Origin of the sequence: Paraburkholderia sediminicola (assembly GCF_902859805.1) — a bacterium.
Classification (GTDB): domain Bacteria; phylum Pseudomonadota; class Gammaproteobacteria; order Burkholderiales; family Burkholderiaceae; genus Paraburkholderia; species Paraburkholderia sediminicola.
The window spans coordinates 181,403-196,919 of sequence record NZ_CADIKC010000010.1 but is presented as its reverse complement, the minus strand read 5'-3'; the positions used below and the strand labels follow the sequence as shown (position 1 = coordinate 196,919).

At 63.3% G+C, this 15,517-nt stretch carries 14 protein-coding genes; 4 read left to right on the top strand and 10 right to left on the bottom strand.

Going from position 1 to position 15,517, the window contains the following annotated elements:
- Nucleotides 1-15 precede the first annotated feature (15 nt).
- From R8871_RS29835 to R8871_RS29825, 3 genes are all read left to right on the top strand, one after another.
- On the top strand, nt 16-540 hold the full coding sequence (locus R8871_RS29835; RefSeq protein ID WP_172173977.1) for a gamma carbonic anhydrase family protein: 525 nt from the start codon (nt 16-18) through the stop codon (nt 538-540).
- Between the two features lie 63 nt (nt 541-603).
- Nucleotides 604-1,554: an Hsp33 family molecular chaperone HslO gene (gene hslO / locus R8871_RS29830; RefSeq protein WP_093633539.1), complete on the top strand. Its 951-nt coding sequence runs from the start codon at nt 604-606 to the stop codon at nt 1,552-1,554.
- Between the two features lie 167 nt (nt 1,555-1,721).
- The gene (locus R8871_RS29825) at nt 1,722-2,102 is read left to right on the top strand and encodes a hypothetical protein (RefSeq protein WP_175053680.1); all 381 of its coding nucleotides are present in this window, start codon (nt 1,722-1,724) and stop codon (nt 2,100-2,102) included.
- A gap of 220 nt (nt 2,103-2,322) precedes the next feature.
- Here R8871_RS29825 and ftsB read toward each other — a convergent pair whose 3' ends face one another.
- The 10 genes from ftsB to R8871_RS29775 form a co-directional block, all read right to left on the bottom strand.
- Nucleotides 2,323-2,754: a cell division protein FtsB gene (gene ftsB / locus R8871_RS29820; RefSeq protein ID WP_175053679.1), complete on the bottom strand. Its 432-nt coding sequence runs from the start codon at nt 2,752-2,754 to the stop codon at nt 2,323-2,325.
- 108 nt (nt 2,755-2,862) lie between these two features.
- Complete coding sequence (eno, locus tag R8871_RS29815) at nt 2,863-4,146, bottom strand: phosphopyruvate hydratase (protein WP_012433549.1); 1,284 nt, start codon at nt 4,144-4,146, stop codon at nt 2,863-2,865.
- A 183-nt stretch (nt 4,147-4,329) separates the two neighbouring features.
- Nucleotides 4,330-5,184: a 3-deoxy-8-phosphooctulonate synthase gene (kdsA, locus tag R8871_RS29810; RefSeq protein ID WP_097389693.1), complete on the bottom strand. Its 855-nt coding sequence runs from the start codon at nt 5,182-5,184 to the stop codon at nt 4,330-4,332.
- Nucleotides 5,181-6,854 (bottom strand): CTP synthase, encoded by a 1,674-nt coding sequence (locus tag R8871_RS29805; RefSeq protein ID WP_093633543.1) that lies wholly within the window; start codon nt 6,852-6,854, stop codon nt 5,181-5,183. The genes kdsA and R8871_RS29805 overlap by 4 nt, the downstream gene beginning before the upstream one ends.
- A 151-nt stretch (nt 6,855-7,005) precedes the next feature.
- Entirely contained in the window at nt 7,006-7,809 is an 804-nt protein-coding gene (locus R8871_RS29800) for an alpha/beta fold hydrolase (RefSeq protein ID WP_093633544.1), read from the bottom strand.
- A gap of 116 nt (nt 7,810-7,925) precedes the next feature.
- Complete coding sequence (locus R8871_RS29795) at nt 7,926-10,658, bottom strand: DNA internalization-related competence protein ComEC/Rec2 (protein ID WP_175053678.1); 2,733 nt, start codon at nt 10,656-10,658, stop codon at nt 7,926-7,928.
- A 121-nt stretch (nt 10,659-10,779) separates the two neighbouring features.
- Nucleotides 10,780-11,568 (bottom strand): TatD family hydrolase, encoded by a 789-nt coding sequence (locus R8871_RS29790; protein ID WP_175053677.1) that lies wholly within the window; start codon nt 11,566-11,568, stop codon nt 10,780-10,782.
- A gap of 56 nt (nt 11,569-11,624) precedes the next feature.
- Nucleotides 11,625-12,368 (bottom strand): lipoprotein-releasing ABC transporter ATP-binding protein LolD, encoded by a 744-nt coding sequence (gene lolD, locus R8871_RS29785; protein WP_097389698.1) that lies wholly within the window; start codon nt 12,366-12,368, stop codon nt 11,625-11,627.
- Nucleotides 12,361-13,614, bottom strand: coding sequence for a lipoprotein-releasing ABC transporter permease subunit (locus R8871_RS29780; RefSeq protein ID WP_175053676.1), 1,254 nt, complete (start codon nt 13,612-13,614; stop codon nt 12,361-12,363). The genes lolD and R8871_RS29780 overlap by 8 nt, the downstream gene beginning before the upstream one ends.
- Nucleotides 13,615-13,999: 385 nt before the next feature.
- Nucleotides 14,000-14,245, bottom strand: a complete 246-nt coding sequence (locus R8871_RS29775; RefSeq protein ID WP_093633549.1) for a hypothetical protein — start codon at nt 14,243-14,245, stop codon at nt 14,000-14,002.
- A 119-nt stretch (nt 14,246-14,364) separates the two neighbouring features.
- On the opposite strand from R8871_RS29775, the gene R8871_RS29770 reads away from it, so the two are divergent.
- Nucleotides 14,365-15,510 (top strand): regulator, encoded by a 1,146-nt coding sequence (locus R8871_RS29770; RefSeq protein WP_175053675.1) that lies wholly within the window; start codon nt 14,365-14,367, stop codon nt 15,508-15,510.
- Nucleotides 15,511-15,517 lie beyond the last annotated feature (7 nt).

Sequence of the window (15,517 nt, the reverse complement as noted above, 5' to 3'; positions counted from 1 at the left end):
TCAAGAGGAGACAGCGTGACCATTTACAAGCTTGGCGAAGCAGCCCCGACCATCCATGAAAGCGTGTTCGTTGCGGATTCGGCGAACATTATCGGCAACGTGACACTCGAGGAAAATTCGAGCGTCTGGTTCGGCGCGACGCTTCGCGGCGACAACGAGCCGATCACCCTTGGCGCCGGCAGCAATGTCCAGGAAAACGCGGTGCTGCACACCGATCCGGGCTTCCCGCTCACGATCGAGCCGAATGTGACGATCGGCCATCAGGTCATGCTGCACGGCTGCACGATCAAGGAAGGTTCGTTGATCGGAATTCAGGCGGTGGTCTTGAATGGAGCGGTAATCGGCCGCAACTGTCTGGTCGGAGCGGGCGCCATCGTCACTGAAGGCAAAGTGTTTCCCGACAATTCGCTGATTCTCGGCGCGCCCGCCAAAGTGGTGCGCGAACTGACCGAGACGGATATCGCCAATATGCAGCGCGGCACGGCAAGCTATGCCGAACGCCGCGAATATTTCAAGGCGCAGCTCGTGCGCATCGGCTAGTCAGCCGGGCGCGCGGCGCGCACGGCGCAGCATCAGGCTGCGTCATTCGACCGAGGAAAAGTTGTGAGCGACCAGTTGCAAAAATTCATGTTCAGCGCGGCGCCGGTGCGCGGCGAGATCGTTTCGCTGCGCAATACGTGGCAGGAAGTGCTGACGCGCCGGGACTATCCGGCGCCCGTTCGGACGATTCTGGGCGAGATGATGGCCGCGTGCGCGCTGCTTTCGGCGAACCTCAAGTTCGACGGCACGCTCGTCATGCAGATCTTCGGCGACGGCCCGGCCAAGATGCTGGTCGTGCAGTGCAGCTCCGACCTGTCGATGCGCGCCACCGCCAAGCTCTCCGGCGAAGCGGGCAATACGATCGACGACACCACTTCCATGATCGACCTGGTCAACGCAAGCGGCCATGGCCGTTGCGTGATCACGCTCGACCCGCGCGACAAGCAGCCTGGCCAGCAGCCGTATCAAAGTATCGTGCCGCTCTCGGGTGTGGACGGCCCGCTCAAGTCGATGTCCGAAGTGCTCGAGCACTACATGCATCACTCGGAGCAGCTCGACACGCGCCTGTGGCTCGCGGCGAACACCGAGCGCGCAGTTGGCATGCTGCTGCAAAAGCTGCCGGGCGACGGCGGCATCGTCCCGCATCCGGGCGATCTGGATGCGGACACGTGGGAGCGCGTCTGCACACTCGGCGGCACCATGTCGCAAGACGAACTGCTGAAAGAAGAACCGGCAACGATTTTCCGGCGTCTGTTCTGGCAGGAGAACGTGCAGCATTTCGAACCGGCCACAACACGCTTCGAATGCAGCTGTTCGCGCGAAAAAGTCGGCGCCATGCTGAAGATGCTGGGCCGCGAAGAAGTGGACGGCGTGATCGAAGAGCGCGGTCACGTCGAGATTCATTGCGAATTCTGTAATCAACGGTACGAATTCGATCCGGTCGATGTGGCGCAACTTTTCGTCGCGAATGCGCTCTCACAAGGCGTGACACCGGCGGCCGACCAGCGGCACTGAAGCGGCCAGGCGGCGGCGCGTTACACGGGCTTTACGGCAGTAAAATGACGCGTCGCCTGCTGTTTTTTGGGGCTTGGGCGGCGCGTTATCGTCGATCGTTGAGTGGGATCACGGGCGGTGCGCGTTGCGCATGTTTTGCTTAGGCATCCGACCGATGGAGATCAAAAATGAACATTCCTACTTCGCTCAGGCATTGCATGCGCTCGTTGACCGTGCTGGCAGTCGTCGCCGGCAGTGCTGCGCTTACGGGCTGTGTGATGGACCCACCGGGGCCATCACCGATTTATAGCCGCCTTCCGGCCGACCAGTCAGGCATGGCCAGCACCGCCCGGCCGCTCACGCCGGAAGAACGCGAGCGCTATGATGCGATCGACCGTCAGGTGCTCTCCGATCAGAATCAGGCCATTGCCGCCGAGAACGCGGCTCAAGCGTACTCGCGTTATTACTCGCCGCCTGTCAGCGTCTACGGCAGTTATTACGGCGGAGGTTGGGGGCACGGCTGGGGTACGGGTGTCGGCGTAGGCTACTCACCGTATTGGGGCTGGTAAGCCGAAACGGGCACGTCCCAAGGCGAGGCTCAGCGATACGGCAATTGAGAGGGATGCCGTTCTTATTGCAGCGCCGATAAAAAAGCCGCCCCATGGGCGGCTTTTTTTGTCTTTCTACGCGCTTTTGCGCTCGCGTTTTCGTTCGCTTTTTCGTTCGCTTTTTCGTTCGTTCCTGCGTTCAGCTCCGCGTCGGCCTGCGACCCAACCAGCCCGAATAAACTCAGTGCGCCGGCTTCTTCTCTGCCACCGCCTTGCCGCCATGCTTGCGATCCGGCTTCGCACGCGACTCCGGATTCGGCACCATATGCAGCGGCGCCGCCGACACCACACCACGCGTAGACGTGGTAACCGAGGGCGTGTTCGCGGCCGGCAAAGGTGCGTTCGGCGCAACGAACTGCACGAACACTTCGCTGTCCTTCACCATGCCCATTTCATAACGCGCCCGCTCTTCCACCGCCGCGGTGCCGTTCTGCAAATCCTGGACTTCGCCTTCGATACGCTCGTTACGCAGCTTCGAGTCGGCGTTCTTCTGCAGTTGCTGCGCCAGTTGCTGCTGCAACTCGTGCACGCGCAACCAGCCACCATGCCCCCACCAGAGCGGATACTGGATGAGCGCCAGCAGAACGATCAGGACAGCAGTGACAAGCCGCATGAAGTAAGCACAATAAATACACGCCGCCCTGCGCTATACGCAGGGCGGCGGGGTCAATCAGAAACGAAAGGTAACCGGTTCATCGGTCAGCGCTAGCGAACAATCCATTTAGCGCAGATTGTAAAACGCCGACTTGCCCGGGTAGCTGGCGATATCACCGAGGTCTTCCTCGATGCGCAGCAACTGGTTGTACTTCGAGATGCGGTCCGAACGCGACAGCGAACCCGTCTTGATCTGACCGGCGTTCAGGCCGACTGCGATATCCGCAATCGTCGAATCTTCGGTTTCGCCCGAGCGGTGCGAGATCACAGCCGTATAGCCGGCGCGCTTCGCCATTTCGATAGCCGCGAAGGTTTCCGTCAGCGTACCGATCTGGTTGATCTTGATCAGGATCGAGTTGGCGATGCCCTTCTCGATGCCTTCCTTCAGGATGCGCGTGTTGGTGACGAACAGGTCGTCGCCCACGAGTTGAACCTTCTTGCCGAGCTTGTCGGTCAGCGTCTTCCAGCCGGCCCAATCGCTTTCGTGCATGCCGTCTTCGATCGAAACGATCGGGAACTTGTCGGCCAGGTTCGCGAGGTAGTCAGCAAATTCCGTCGACGACAGTTGCAGGCCTTCGCCAGCCAACTGGTACTTGCCGTCGTGGTAGAACTCGCTGGCTGCGCAGTCGAGCGCGAGCAGCACGTCTTCACCGGCGCGGTAGCCGGCTTTTTCGATAGCTTGCAGGATGGTCGACAGGCATTCGTCGTTGCTGCCGAAGTTCGGCGCGAAACCGCCTTCGTCGCCCACGGCCGTGCTCATGCCGCGGTCGCTCAGGATCTTCTTCAGCGCGTGGAACACTTCGGCGCCGCAGCGCAGTGCTTCGCGGAAAGTCGGCTGGCTGACCGGCACGATCATGAATTCCTGGATGTCCAGGCTGTTGTTCGCGTGCGCGCCGCCGTTGACGATGTTCATCATCGGCACCGGCAGTTGCATCGCGCCCGAGCCGCCGAAGTAGCGGTACAGCGGCAGACCGGCTTCTTCAGCAGCGGCCTTCGCGACGGCCATCGACACAGCCAGCATCGCGTTCGCGCCGAGGCGCGACTTGTTGTCCGTGCCGTCGAGTTCCAGCAGGGTCTTGTCGAGGAAGGCCTGCTCGGAAGCGTCGAGGCCCATGATCGCTTCGGAGATTTCGGTGTTGATGTGCTCGACAGCCTTCAGCACGCCCTTGCCGCCGTAACGGCCGGTTTCGCCGTCGCGCAGTTCGATCGCTTCGCGCGAGCCTGTCGATGCACCCGACGGCACCGCAGCGCGGCCCATCGTGCCCGACTCGAGCAGCACGTCGCATTCGACGGTGGGGTTGCCTCGCGAATCGAGAATCTCTCGACCGATGATATCTACGATAGCACTCATGGTTTCCTCAAGAAATGACGTTGAATTCTTTACTTTGACACCGCAGTTGGCACCAGCCGGTCTCCCCGGCAGACAACTTTCGCACCACTGCGTTCGACGACCATTGCGTGCATTCGCCGCGTGCCGACTGCACCGACCGGGCCGATTATGCGCGCCAATCGTGACACCCCGCGAACGCCTGAATCAGTTGAAATCGCTTTCGAGGAACGGCGCGCGCTTGACGGCCTGATCGAGCGTAACCAGCGTTTCGAGCAGGTCGGCCATGCGATGCAACGGCACCGCGTTCGGGCCGTCCGACTTGGCTTCCGAAGGCTTCGGATGGGTTTCCATGAAGAGACCCGCCACGCCCGTCGCCACGGCGGCGCGCGCCAGCACCGGCACGAATTCGCGCTGACCGCCCGAACTCGTGCCCTGCCCGCCCGGCAGCTGCACCGAATGGGTGGCGTCGAACACGACCGGCGCGTTGGTTTCGCGCATGATCGCAAGCGATCGCATGTCCGACACGAGGTTGTTATAGCCGAACGACACGCCGCGTTCGCACGCCATGAAGCGGTCTTCCGAAAGACCGGCTTCACGCGCCGCATCACGCGCCTTGTCGATCACGTTCTTCATGTCATGCGGTGCGAGAAACTGGCCTTTCTTGATGTTGACCGGTTTGCCCGAACGCGCGCAAGCGTGAATGAAGTCCGTTTGACGGCACAGGAAAGCAGGCGTTTGCAGGACGTCGACTACCGACGCAACCTGCTCGATCTCGTGCTCGGCGTGCACGTCGGTCAGCACCGGCAAACCAAGCTGACGCTTCACTTCCGACAGAATGCGCAAACCTTCGTCCATGCCCAGACCGCGAAACGACTTGCCGCTGCTGCGGTTGGCCTTGTCGTACGACGATTTGTAGATGAACGGAATGTTCAGCTTCGCGCAGATTTCCTTCAGCCGGCCGGCCGTGTCGATCGTCATCTGTTCGGATTCGACGACACAGGTGCCCGCGATCAGGAAAAACGGCTTGTCGAGCCCGATTTCGAAATCGCCCAGTTTCATGCTTTCTCCCCAACTTCCGTCGCCACGCGCGGCTGCTGATGCGCAAGCGCCGCTTCGACAAACGACTTGAACAGCGGATGGCCGTCACGCGGCGTGGACGTGAATTCCGGGTGGAACTGCACGCCGACGAACCACGGGTGCATGCTGCGCGGCAATTCCATCATTTCCGGCAGATCTTCACTCGGGGTACGGGCGCTGATGATAAGGCCACCGGCTTCGAGCTGGGGCACGAAGCGGTTATTGACTTCATAACGGTGACGATGGCGTTCGTTCACATCCTTGCCATAGATCTCTTCGGCCATCGTGCCGGGTTTGATCGGGCAACGTTGCGAACCGAGGCGCATCGTGCCACCCAGATCCGACTCTTCGGTGCGCTTCTCGACCTTACCTTCACGGTCGTACCACTCGGTGATCAGTGCGACCACGCGGTTTTCGGTTTCCTGATCGAACTCGGTGCTGTTCGCATCCTTCAGGCCGACCACGTCGCGGGCGAATTCGATCACAGCCAGTTGCATACCGAGGCAGATGCCGAGATACGGCACCTTCGCTTCGCGTGCATAGCGAATTGCGGCGATCTTGCCTTCGGTGCCGCGGCGGCCGAAGCCACCCGGCACGAGCACCGCATCCAGATGCTTGAGGCTCTCGACGCCTTGCGTCTCGATCTCTTCCGAATCGATGTATTCGATGTTGACCTTGGTCGACGTATGCATCGACGCATGGCGCAGCGCTTCGATCAGCGACTTGTACGACTCGGTCAGATCGACATACTTGCCGACCATGCCGATCGTGACTTCGTGCTTCGGGTTCTCGAGCTTTTCGACGAGATCGGACCACATTGCGAGATCGGCCGGCTTCGGCGTGAGCTTGAGCTCTTCGCAGATGATCGCGTCCAGACCCTGGTCGTGCAGCATCTGCGGAATCTTGTAGATGCTGTCGGCGTCCCACACGGAAATCACCGCGTCTTCCGGCACGTTCGAGAACATCGAGATCTTCGCGCGCTCGTCGTCCGGAATGCGGCGGTCGGCGCGGCACAGCAGCACGTGCGGCGAAATACCGATTTCACGCAGCTTCTGCACGCTGTGCTGGGTAGGCTTGGTTTTCAGCTCGCCTGCGGTGGCGACCCAAGGCACCAGCGTGAGGTGCACGAAGCACGCGCTGTTGCGGCCCATGCGCAGGCTCATCTGACGTGCGGCCTCGAGGAACGGCAGCGATTCGATATCGCCCACGGTGCCGCCCACTTCGACGATGGCGACGTCCGGCTCACCGCACGTCGCGGAAGCCGCGCCGCGTTCAATAAACGCCTGGATTTCGTTCGTGATATGCGGGATGACCTGCACCGTCTTGCCCAGATAATCGCCGCGGCGTTCCTTGCGGATCACCGATTCGTAAATCTGGCCTGTGGTGAAGTTGTTGGCCTTGCGCATCTTCGTGCTGATGAAGCGCTCATAGTGGCCGAGGTCGAGGTCAGTCTCCGCTCCGTCTTCCGTCACGAACACTTCGCCGTGTTGAAACGGACTCATCGTGCCGGGGTCGACATTGATGTAGGGATCGAGCTTGAGGAGGGTGACTTTAAGACCGCGCGATTCGAGGATCGCGGCGAGGGAAGCGGCGGCAATACCCTTGCCGAGGGAAGATACTACGCCGCCGGTGACGAAAACATATTTGGTCATCGCTGGATGCTCGCGGGAAAAACGGATTATACCGTAAAGCAGGGTCTCAACCCAGCAAAATCCGAGCGACATCTATACGCGCCGATGCTACGGCGGCGGCAATTGCCACGCGCCGATCATGCACCGTTTTTTGCCCCGGCGAGGCGTGCGGTCAGGCGCCCCGCTCCAGTTCGCGCAGCATCCGCTGCACCGCACGCGCGGTTTCGAGCGGTTTTTCCATCGGATACAGATGGCTGCCTTCGATCCATTCCACATGACCGCCGGTCGCGCGGCGCGTGGCGTCTAACCCGGCCTGGCGCACCTCCTTCGAACGCGTGCCGGCGATGAATCCCACCGGCACCGGGGCGCCGCGCGCAAGACGGGGCCCTAGCGTATGCGGCAAAGTCTTGTAGATCTGATATTCAGTGCGCCGGTCGAAAGCGAGCGAACGGCCGCCGTCGAGCGAGCTCTGCGGAATGCCGAAGTCGATATAGTCGGACAGCATGCGCTCGTCCCAGCGGGCGAACGCCGGCTTTGAGTGGAAATGCCGCCATGCTTCGTCACGGCTCGCCCACTGCGTGCGGCGCGTACGGGTGGCGGCCGCGGGCGACAGACGCTCGTCGAGTCCGGTCCATTGCGACACGCGCAGCATGCTGCTTCGCCAGCCCGCGATGACCGGCGAATCGAGCATCACCACGCCCCTCACCCACTGCGGTTTTTTCAGTGCGGCCATCAGCGACAGATAGCCGCCCAGCGAATGGCCGACCAGCCACACCGGCTGCTCGTACGACCGGCCTATGTCGTCGAGCAGTTGCTCGACCAGATGCGGCCAGTCCTGCGTGACGGGATAGCGCGCGTCGTGACCGATGCGCTCGATGGAGCGCAGTTCATAGTCGTCGGCGAGTTCGGCGAAGATCGTCCGGTAGGTCGACGCCGGAAAACCGTTCGCGTGCGAGAAGTGGATGATGTTTTTCAACTGCGACTATCTCCGTTCTGTTTTGGCACGCCGGATTGGCTCCTGGTTTTTCAGCCAGATGCCAGGCCCAGCGGCGCGTTTGTTCTGTTTGTTCTATCTGTACGGTCAGTGATCCATCAGCGATCCATCCAGTAGCGGCGCTGCGTGTCGCGATAGCGTTCGAGCGTCAGTACGGCGCTGTTCAGGTCTGGGGCGGCTCCCGTGCTGACTCCCGGACTTCCCTCGGGCGCGGCGCTCAGATTGAGACCTAGGCCGACATCCGTTCTGGAGTCCGGGCTGACATCAACCCGCACCGCTCCGTCCGCATCGCTGCGCGCAAGCTCGATGTGCCGTGCCTTGTAACGCTCGAACACACCCGTATTCGGATGATGAAATCGGTTGCGATAGCCTACCTGAAATAGCGCGACGAGCGGGTCGATAGAGTCGAGGAACGGCTCGGTCGACGAGGTCTTGCTCCCGTGATGCGGCACAACCAGCACCTGGGCGCGCAACGCGTCGCGATCGCGCGCGAGCAGGATGCGTTCGACCGGCGCTTCGATGTCGGCCGTCAGCAACGCTGTCATGCGTAATGGCGTCGGTTTGACATTTTCGGCCGGCGGCGTCTCCTCAGCGGACACCGTACTCACCCGCAACACACAGCAATGCGCATTCGGCTTGCCTTGCAGCGGCCCGGCATCGGGCCAGAGCATTGCGAACTCGACGCCATCCCACAGCCAACGCTGCCCCGCCGCACAAGGCAACGTATCCGCGCCGCGCTGCTTCGCGTTCGACCACAACGGATTCCCCGGTGCCAACGCGGCCACCATTTGACGCACTTCGATCGCGTCCAGTACAGCCGGCGCGCCGCCCGAGTGGTCGGAGTCGGCGTGGCTGATGATCAGCGTATCGAGCGCCGTGACGCCATGTGCCTGCAAAAACGGCACGACAACCCGTTCTCCCGCATGCGTCGATTCCGGCCCCGGCCCGGCATCGAACAGCAGCGCGTGGTGCGCCGTTTCGACCAGCACCGAGGTGCCTTGTCCGACGTCGAGCGCTGTCAGACGGAAGCTGCCATGCGGCGGCCCGGGCGGTGCAGGCATCAAGAGCGGCAGCCAGGTGAGCGGCGCGGCCCAGCGCAGCGGCCAACCGCGCGGCGCCAGACACCAGAGAACCCCGACCGCCGCCGCGGCAAGCGTCCATGCGTCCGGTTGCGGCAATCGCCAGAGCGTCCATGCCGGGCCGGACAGCAACTGCAAGCCCGCGGCGAGCAGATCGAGCAAGGTGTGCGCCGCGCGAAAGGCGTAGGCGTCGAATGGCGCGGGTAACGCGACGCCCGCCAAAACTGCCGGCGTCACCAGCAGACTTACCCACGGAATCGCGAAGGCATTCGCGAGCGGGCCGATCAGCGGAATCTGAGCGAACCAGTAAACAGTGAGCGGCGCAAGCGCGACCGTCACCGCGAACTGCACATGCGCGGCGCTGCGCAAGCGCTCAACGAAAGCGCGAACGCGACGACACGAGCCGGACCACAGGCGCGAGAGTCTTGTCGGCGTCACAGCGCCTTCACCCTCCTCATCACGGCGCTGCTCATGATCCTGCACACGAGGCCGTCCCGACATTGCGAACAGAATCGCCGCCACCGCGCAGAACGACAGCCAGAATCCCGCCGACACAACCGCCCACGGATCGATCAGCAGCACCAATCCCAACGCCCACGCCAGCACCACCGATCGCGCGACGTTGCGTCCGCTGATAAACGCGAGCGCAACGACACCGGCCATCCAAAGCGCACGCTGCGCCGGCACGTTGAAACCGGCCAACGCCGCATGCAGCCCCGCGAACGACGCGCCGCCTGCCACCGCGACAACCTGCGCGGGCAGCAGCAACGGCCAGTTGCGACCGATAAACCCCGAGCGCCGCCACACCGCACCGGCAAGCCACGCCGCCAGACCCGCGACAAAGCCAATATGCAGGCCCGAAATCGCCACAAGGTGACTGGTGCCGGTGCCACGCATTAACAGCCAGTCGGCCGCGCTGACTTCGTCCTGTGCGCCGATGGCGAGCGCCACCACGATCCCACGATGTGGCGCATCGGCGAGCACCGTGCCGATGCGCGCCCGCAGTGCTGCGCGCCAGCGATCGACCGTCACGCCTACGCCAGGTGCGCTGCCCGGCAAACGCACGGCGTGAGCCGGTGCGCTCACATAGCCGGTGGCGCGCACATTGCGCGCCAGCAAGCTGGCTTCGGCATCGCGCACGCCGAAGTTTGAATTGCCGTGCGGGCGTTTGAGCCGCACGGTCAACCGCCAGCGTTCGCCTGGTTCGAGCAACGGCGCAGGCGCATCTTCCGCAATCCACGACAGCTGAATCACACGTGGAAATGCGGTGATCTGCGCATCCGCCGACTCGACTGCGAAGAGAAAACGTGTGCCCTTTTCATCGCGTGACGGCAGACCCTTGATACTGCCGACGACATCGATATCGCGGCCTTCCCAGGCGCTCGGCAAGCTCACTGCGAGCCGGGACTCGGCGCGCCAGGCGGCGTAGCCGAAGCCCACACATAAGGCCGCGACCCACACCGCGCCCCAGCCGACGCTCGAACGCAAGCGTGCGCAGAACAAGACATGGCTCACGCGCGAATTTGCAACCGCCGCACGCGGGTCCGCGATCACAGAAGCACTGCAGCGCAACCCGCTCGAAGAGCCACCGTCCCCTTCGCTCGAAGAACCACGGCGCAATCCCCATACCGCAACGGGAATCGCAATGCACCCAAGCAGCACGAGCACGCACCACCCACCCCAATCCGGCAACGCCGCCTGCCGCTGCAACCAGACCACACCCAACGCAAACCCGCACCACCATGCCCGCATCCACCCTCCGCCCCTTCCGCCGAGCCATCGCCGGACGGCGCAACGCACAGCGAGCAGGCGTCAGCAAGCCCGCCAGGCATGTGTTCCGCCCGGCGCGAATCACTCAAACCATCGCGTTCAATTATGCAGAGGAAAGTGCGAGCCGCGGCAGCGCGGCGAGCGCGTTAGCCGTTGTGCCTAGGGCGGCTTCGTCGGCGGTCATGCCGCGCAGTTGTGCGAGACCCGCGCCGATGGCCGGAATCTGATCCGGCGAGTTGCGCTGCTTGTACATCCAGGAAGGAGCGATGTCCGGCGCGTCGGTCTCGACGACCAGCGCGTCGAACGGCAATTGCTCCGCAAGGCGGCGGATTTGCCGCGCCCGCTCGAAGGTCAGATTGCCGCCGAAACCGAGATGCATGCCCTGGTCGATATACGCCTGAGCCTGCTGGAAGCTACCGTTGAAAGCGTGTGCGATGCCGCGATGAATCTGATGCCGCCGCAGCCCTTTGATCACCTGGTCCTGCGATTTGCGGACGTGGCAAATCACCGGCAGATCGAATTCGCGCGCCAGTTGAAGTTGACCGTTGTAGAAAAACTGCTGGCGCGCATCGTCGAGACCTTCGACAAAATAATCGAGGCCGATCTCGCCAATACCAACGAACAGCGGATCGTCGAGACTCGCCTCGATTTCCATGCGCAGCAAGTCGAGATCGCGCTCCTCAGCACCCGGCGTGAAGAGCGGATGGATGCCCAGCGCATACGCGCCACCATCGACGCGATGCGCGAGTTCACGCACTGTCGTGAAGTTCTCGCGACCGATCGCAGGAATCACGATACGCCCTACGCCCGCTCGATGCGCCGCCTCGGCGACTTCGTCGCGATCGGCGTTGAATTCCGAAGCGTCGAGATGGCAGTGCGTATCGATCCACATGGCGCGCCTCGTTAGTGACGGAGGTGGCGGAGCATCGCTCACGTTCCGCGCGGTGCTTAAACCGGCACCGGCGGCTCTTCGTGCAATACGCCGTCGCGCAAGCGCATGATCCGGTCGCAACGTCCGGCGAGTTCCGGATCGTGCGTGACGATCACGAAGCTGGTGTCGAGCGTTTGCGACAGTTCGAGCATCAGGTTGAACACGGTGTCGGCGGTGCCGCCGTCCAGATTGCCGGTAGGTTCGTCGGCGAGTACACAAGCGGGCTTCGTCACCAGCGCCCGCGCAATCGCGACACGTTGACGCTCGCCGCCCGACAGCTCACCCGGACGATGCTTCGCCCGATGCCCCATGCCGACGCGCTCCAGCACCGCGAGCGCTTCGCGCCGTGCGGCTTCGGTCGTCATGCGTCGAATCCGCAACGGCATGGCGACGTTGTCGAGCGCGGTGAATTCGGGCAGCAGATGGTGGAACTGATACACGAAACCCAGTGCGCGATTGCGCAGGTCGTTGCGCTCGCGCTCGGAGAGCTTCGTAAAAGGCTTGCCCATCACCGAAACATGGCCCGCGCTCGGATCGTCGAGACCGCCGAGCACGTGCAACAGCGTGCTCTTGCCGGATCCCGACGCGCCGACGATCGCCAGCTTTTCGCCGCGCCGCACGCTCAGTTGCGCGTTGTTGAGCACCTGCACATTGAGGCCGCCCTGCACGAACGACTTCGAAATGCCGGTCGCTTCCAGCACATAGGGATGCAGCGCGGTATTTTGATCGGCCATGGACAGGCTAGTGGAACGGTCATTCATAGCGCAGTGCCTCCGCAGGACGGACTTTCGCACCACGCCAGCTCGGATAAAGGGTCGCCAGCGCTGACATCAGGAACGCGATGATGCCGATCCGCGCCACGTCGGCGGGAATCAGTTCAGACGGCAGTTCGCTGATGAAATACACGGACGGCGGCAGGAACTGCACGCCGAGCAGATGTTCGATCATCGGCACGAGCCATGGAATGCTCCACGCAATCAGACAGCCGAGCGCGACCCCGGTCGCCGTGCCGATAAAGCCGATCGTCACGCCCTGCACCACGAAAATCTTCATGATCGAGCCGGGCTGCGCGCCGAGCGTGCGAAGAATCGCGATGTCGGCCTGCTTGTTGGTCACCGTCATCACCAGCGACGACACCAGATTGAACGCCGCCACCGCGATGATCAGCGTGAGGATGATGAACATCATGCGTTTTTCGATCTGCACCGCCGAGAACCAGGTCTTGTTCTGCTGGGTCCAGTCGCGAATATACAAATCGCCGGAGAGGCTGCGCGCCAGTTGATGCGCGACCTCCGGCGCCCGCTGCATGTCGGTCAGGCGCAGCCGCACGCCGGTTGGCGCTGCTAACCGGAACAGCGCCTGCGCGTCCTTGATGTTGATCAGCGCGAGCGTGCTGTCATATTCGTAATGCCCCGACTCGAAGATGCCCACCACCGTGAACTGTTTCAGCCGTGGCAGCATGCCGGCGGGCGTGATGGTGCCTTCGGGCGCGACCAGCGTGATCTTGTCGTTGACCGTCACGCCAAGATTGGTGGCGAGGTCCGCGCCCAGCACGATGCCGAAGTCGCCCGGCACGAGGTCGGTCAGCTTGCCGCCCTTCATCTCCTTGCCGATGTCGGATACTTCGGGCTCGAGCGAGGGTTCGACACCGCGCAGCGCCACGCCGCTCACGGCGTCCTGGCGCGTGAGCAGCGCCTGCGCTTCGACATACGGCGCCGCGCCGATCACTTCCTTGTTCTGGCGCGCTTCCTGGGCGGTCAATTGCCAGTTGGGCATCGAACCGGTCGGCGAAAAAATTTCGACGTGCGCGAGCACCGACAGCATCCGGTCGCGCACCTCTTTCTGGAAGCCGTTCATCACGGACAACACGACGATCAGCGCCGCGACGCCGAGCGCGATGCCCGACATCGACACGAGCGCGATGAAGGAAATGAAGCCGTTGCCGGTCGTGCGTTTGCCGGCGCGGGTGTAGCGCCAGCCAATCTGCCATTCGTAGGGAAATTTCAAGCGAATCCTTTTCTGCGTTCTTCGTCTGCTCACGGGCCTTTTGCCGCGCATGGCGGCGGCAGCTTGTGGCTGTCACACCTGTCATGCGGCCCCGAGCGTCGTGATCATTGGTGTCGCGGCAACCCGGATGGTTCCGGTATGACGTTCCGGTGCGCTCCTGTAGCCCAGGCAACCCCCGCGCCACCGGAGCCATTGCCCCGTCCCTGCCGCCACTACCGTCAATCAAGCGCGAAGTTTGCCATACAATGCCGCGAACACGCGCAAAGGCCTTGCACGCGGGGCTCACGGCGAACGCAACGGCCTGCCGGCGGCATCGAGCACCACGCATCGAGCATCACGTTCGCGGCGACAGCGGGCCCGCCCGCCGCCTCGAGCGGCCCGCGCCCTAGCGCAAGTTGTAGCGACTCCTCAGACCATTGATGATCCCGGCCGCTTCGCTGGCCGCAACGTCGCGCACTTCCGCATCCTTACGATCGCGATGCAGATGGGTGATATCCCAGTTGCAGCCGTCCTCGTCCTCGACGGTCTCGTGGAAACCGGTCGGGATCCAGCCGGCCGTGGCCGGATTGGCGTCGAGCGCCTGCACGACCAATCCAAGCAGTTCCTGCTCGGTTTTCAGTTCACGCGACATGTCGGTCTCCCTCGTCATGGGCGCGGTGCCGCCGCGCGCGGCTGCTGCCATCGGCGGGGCCCGGATGGGGTGCCCGAATCCGCCGATATGGTCTGAATACTCGCACTCTTTGCCCTACAATGCGCAGCATCATGCACGCCAACCGTCTTCATCTTCTCCTGCCCTTCGCGCTGCCCGCCGCAGCGGACGCCTCCACCGCCCTGCACGACATCCAGAGTCCGGCCCTCGACCGGCTGATCGCCCGCGCGACGCTGGTCGAGCGGGTGGTCGGCGAGGATTTTCAGCGCACGCTGCCGCACGAGCGCTGGGTGGCGCGCCAGTTCGGCGCGCTGCCGAGCGGCGCGGCGGCCGCGGACGAAGCGCCGCTTGCCCCTTACATGCTGCGCGCCGATGGCGGCGAGCCCGGCAACGCCACGTGGGCCTGCGTGCAGCCGGTGCACGTGCGTATCGCGCACGACCATCTGGTGCTGATCGATCCGGCCTCGCTCGAACTGTCCGACGATGAAGCCAGCGTGCTGCTGGCAATCGCCCGGCCGTTGATCGAGGAACTCGGCGTGCGCATCGAAGCGCCGAAGCCCGCACGCTGGTACCTGTCGGGCGACGGCTTCGGCACGCTGGCCGGAGCGTCGCCATTGCGCGCAAGCGGTCGCAACATCGAAATCTGGCTGCCGCATGAAGCCCACTCCGGCGACCGTTCGCGCGCCTGGATGAAGCTGCAGAACGAAGTGCAGATGGCGTGGTTCGAGCACCCCGTCAATGAAGCGCGCGAGGCGCGTGGCCTGCCGGCTGTCAACTCGATCTGGTTTCACGCACAAGGCGCGGCGCAACCGGTCAGCAGCCCGTTCGCGCGAGTGTTCTCCGACGCGGCGGCGACGCGCGGCCTCGCCATGACGTCTGGCATCCAGACCGCGGCGCCGCCGGCGTCGTTTGCGGCGTTCCAGGCCGCTACTTCGGCGAACGGCGCCTCTGGCAACACGTCGGGTGGCGCGTCCGCCGACACACAGGCCAACGGCGCCACGCTGGTCGAACTCGATCCTTTCTCCGCGCCCTATATCGAGCAGGACTGGGCGCGCTGGAACGACGCCTTCGCCGCATTGCAAATTGACTGGTTCGAGCCTGCATTGCAAGCGCTGCAGTCCGGCCAGTTAAACGAACTCGCCCTGACGCTGTGTGGCGACACCGGCTCGGTGACGCTCACGATCACGCGCGGCGATCTGCGTAAATTCTGGCGGCGGCGCGTGCTCGCCTCGCTCTTCATCGAATGACCCTTCG

Coding starts and splice junctions, on each gene's coding strand:
- R8871_RS29825 (WP_175053680.1), top strand. CDS start 1,722: ATGAACATTCCTACTTCGCTCAGGCATTGCATGCGCTCGTTGACCGTG.
- ftsB (WP_175053679.1), bottom strand. CDS start 2,754: ATGCGGCTTGTCACTGCTGTCCTGATCGTTCTGCTGGCGCTCATCCAG.
- eno (WP_012433549.1), bottom strand. CDS start 4,146: ATGAGTGCTATCGTAGATATCATCGGTCGAGAGATTCTCGATTCGCGA.
- kdsA (WP_097389693.1), bottom strand. CDS start 5,184: ATGAAACTGGGCGATTTCGAAATCGGGCTCGACAAGCCGTTTTTCCTG.
- R8871_RS29805 (WP_093633543.1), bottom strand. CDS start 6,854: ATGACCAAATATGTTTTCGTCACCGGCGGCGTAGTATCTTCCCTCGGC.
- R8871_RS29795 (WP_175053678.1), bottom strand. CDS start 10,658: ATGCGGGCATGGTGGTGCGGGTTTGCGTTGGGTGTGGTCTGGTTGCAG.
- R8871_RS29790 (WP_175053677.1), bottom strand. CDS start 11,568: ATGTGGATCGATACGCACTGCCATCTCGACGCTTCGGAATTCAACGCC.
- lolD (WP_097389698.1), bottom strand. CDS start 12,368: ATGAATGACCGTTCCACTAGCCTGTCCATGGCCGATCAAAATACCGCG.
- R8871_RS29775 (WP_093633549.1), bottom strand. CDS start 14,245: ATGTCGCGTGAACTGAAAACCGAGCAGGAACTGCTTGGATTGGTCGTG.
- R8871_RS29770 (WP_175053675.1), top strand. CDS start 14,365: ATGCGCAGCATCATGCACGCCAACCGTCTTCATCTTCTCCTGCCCTTC.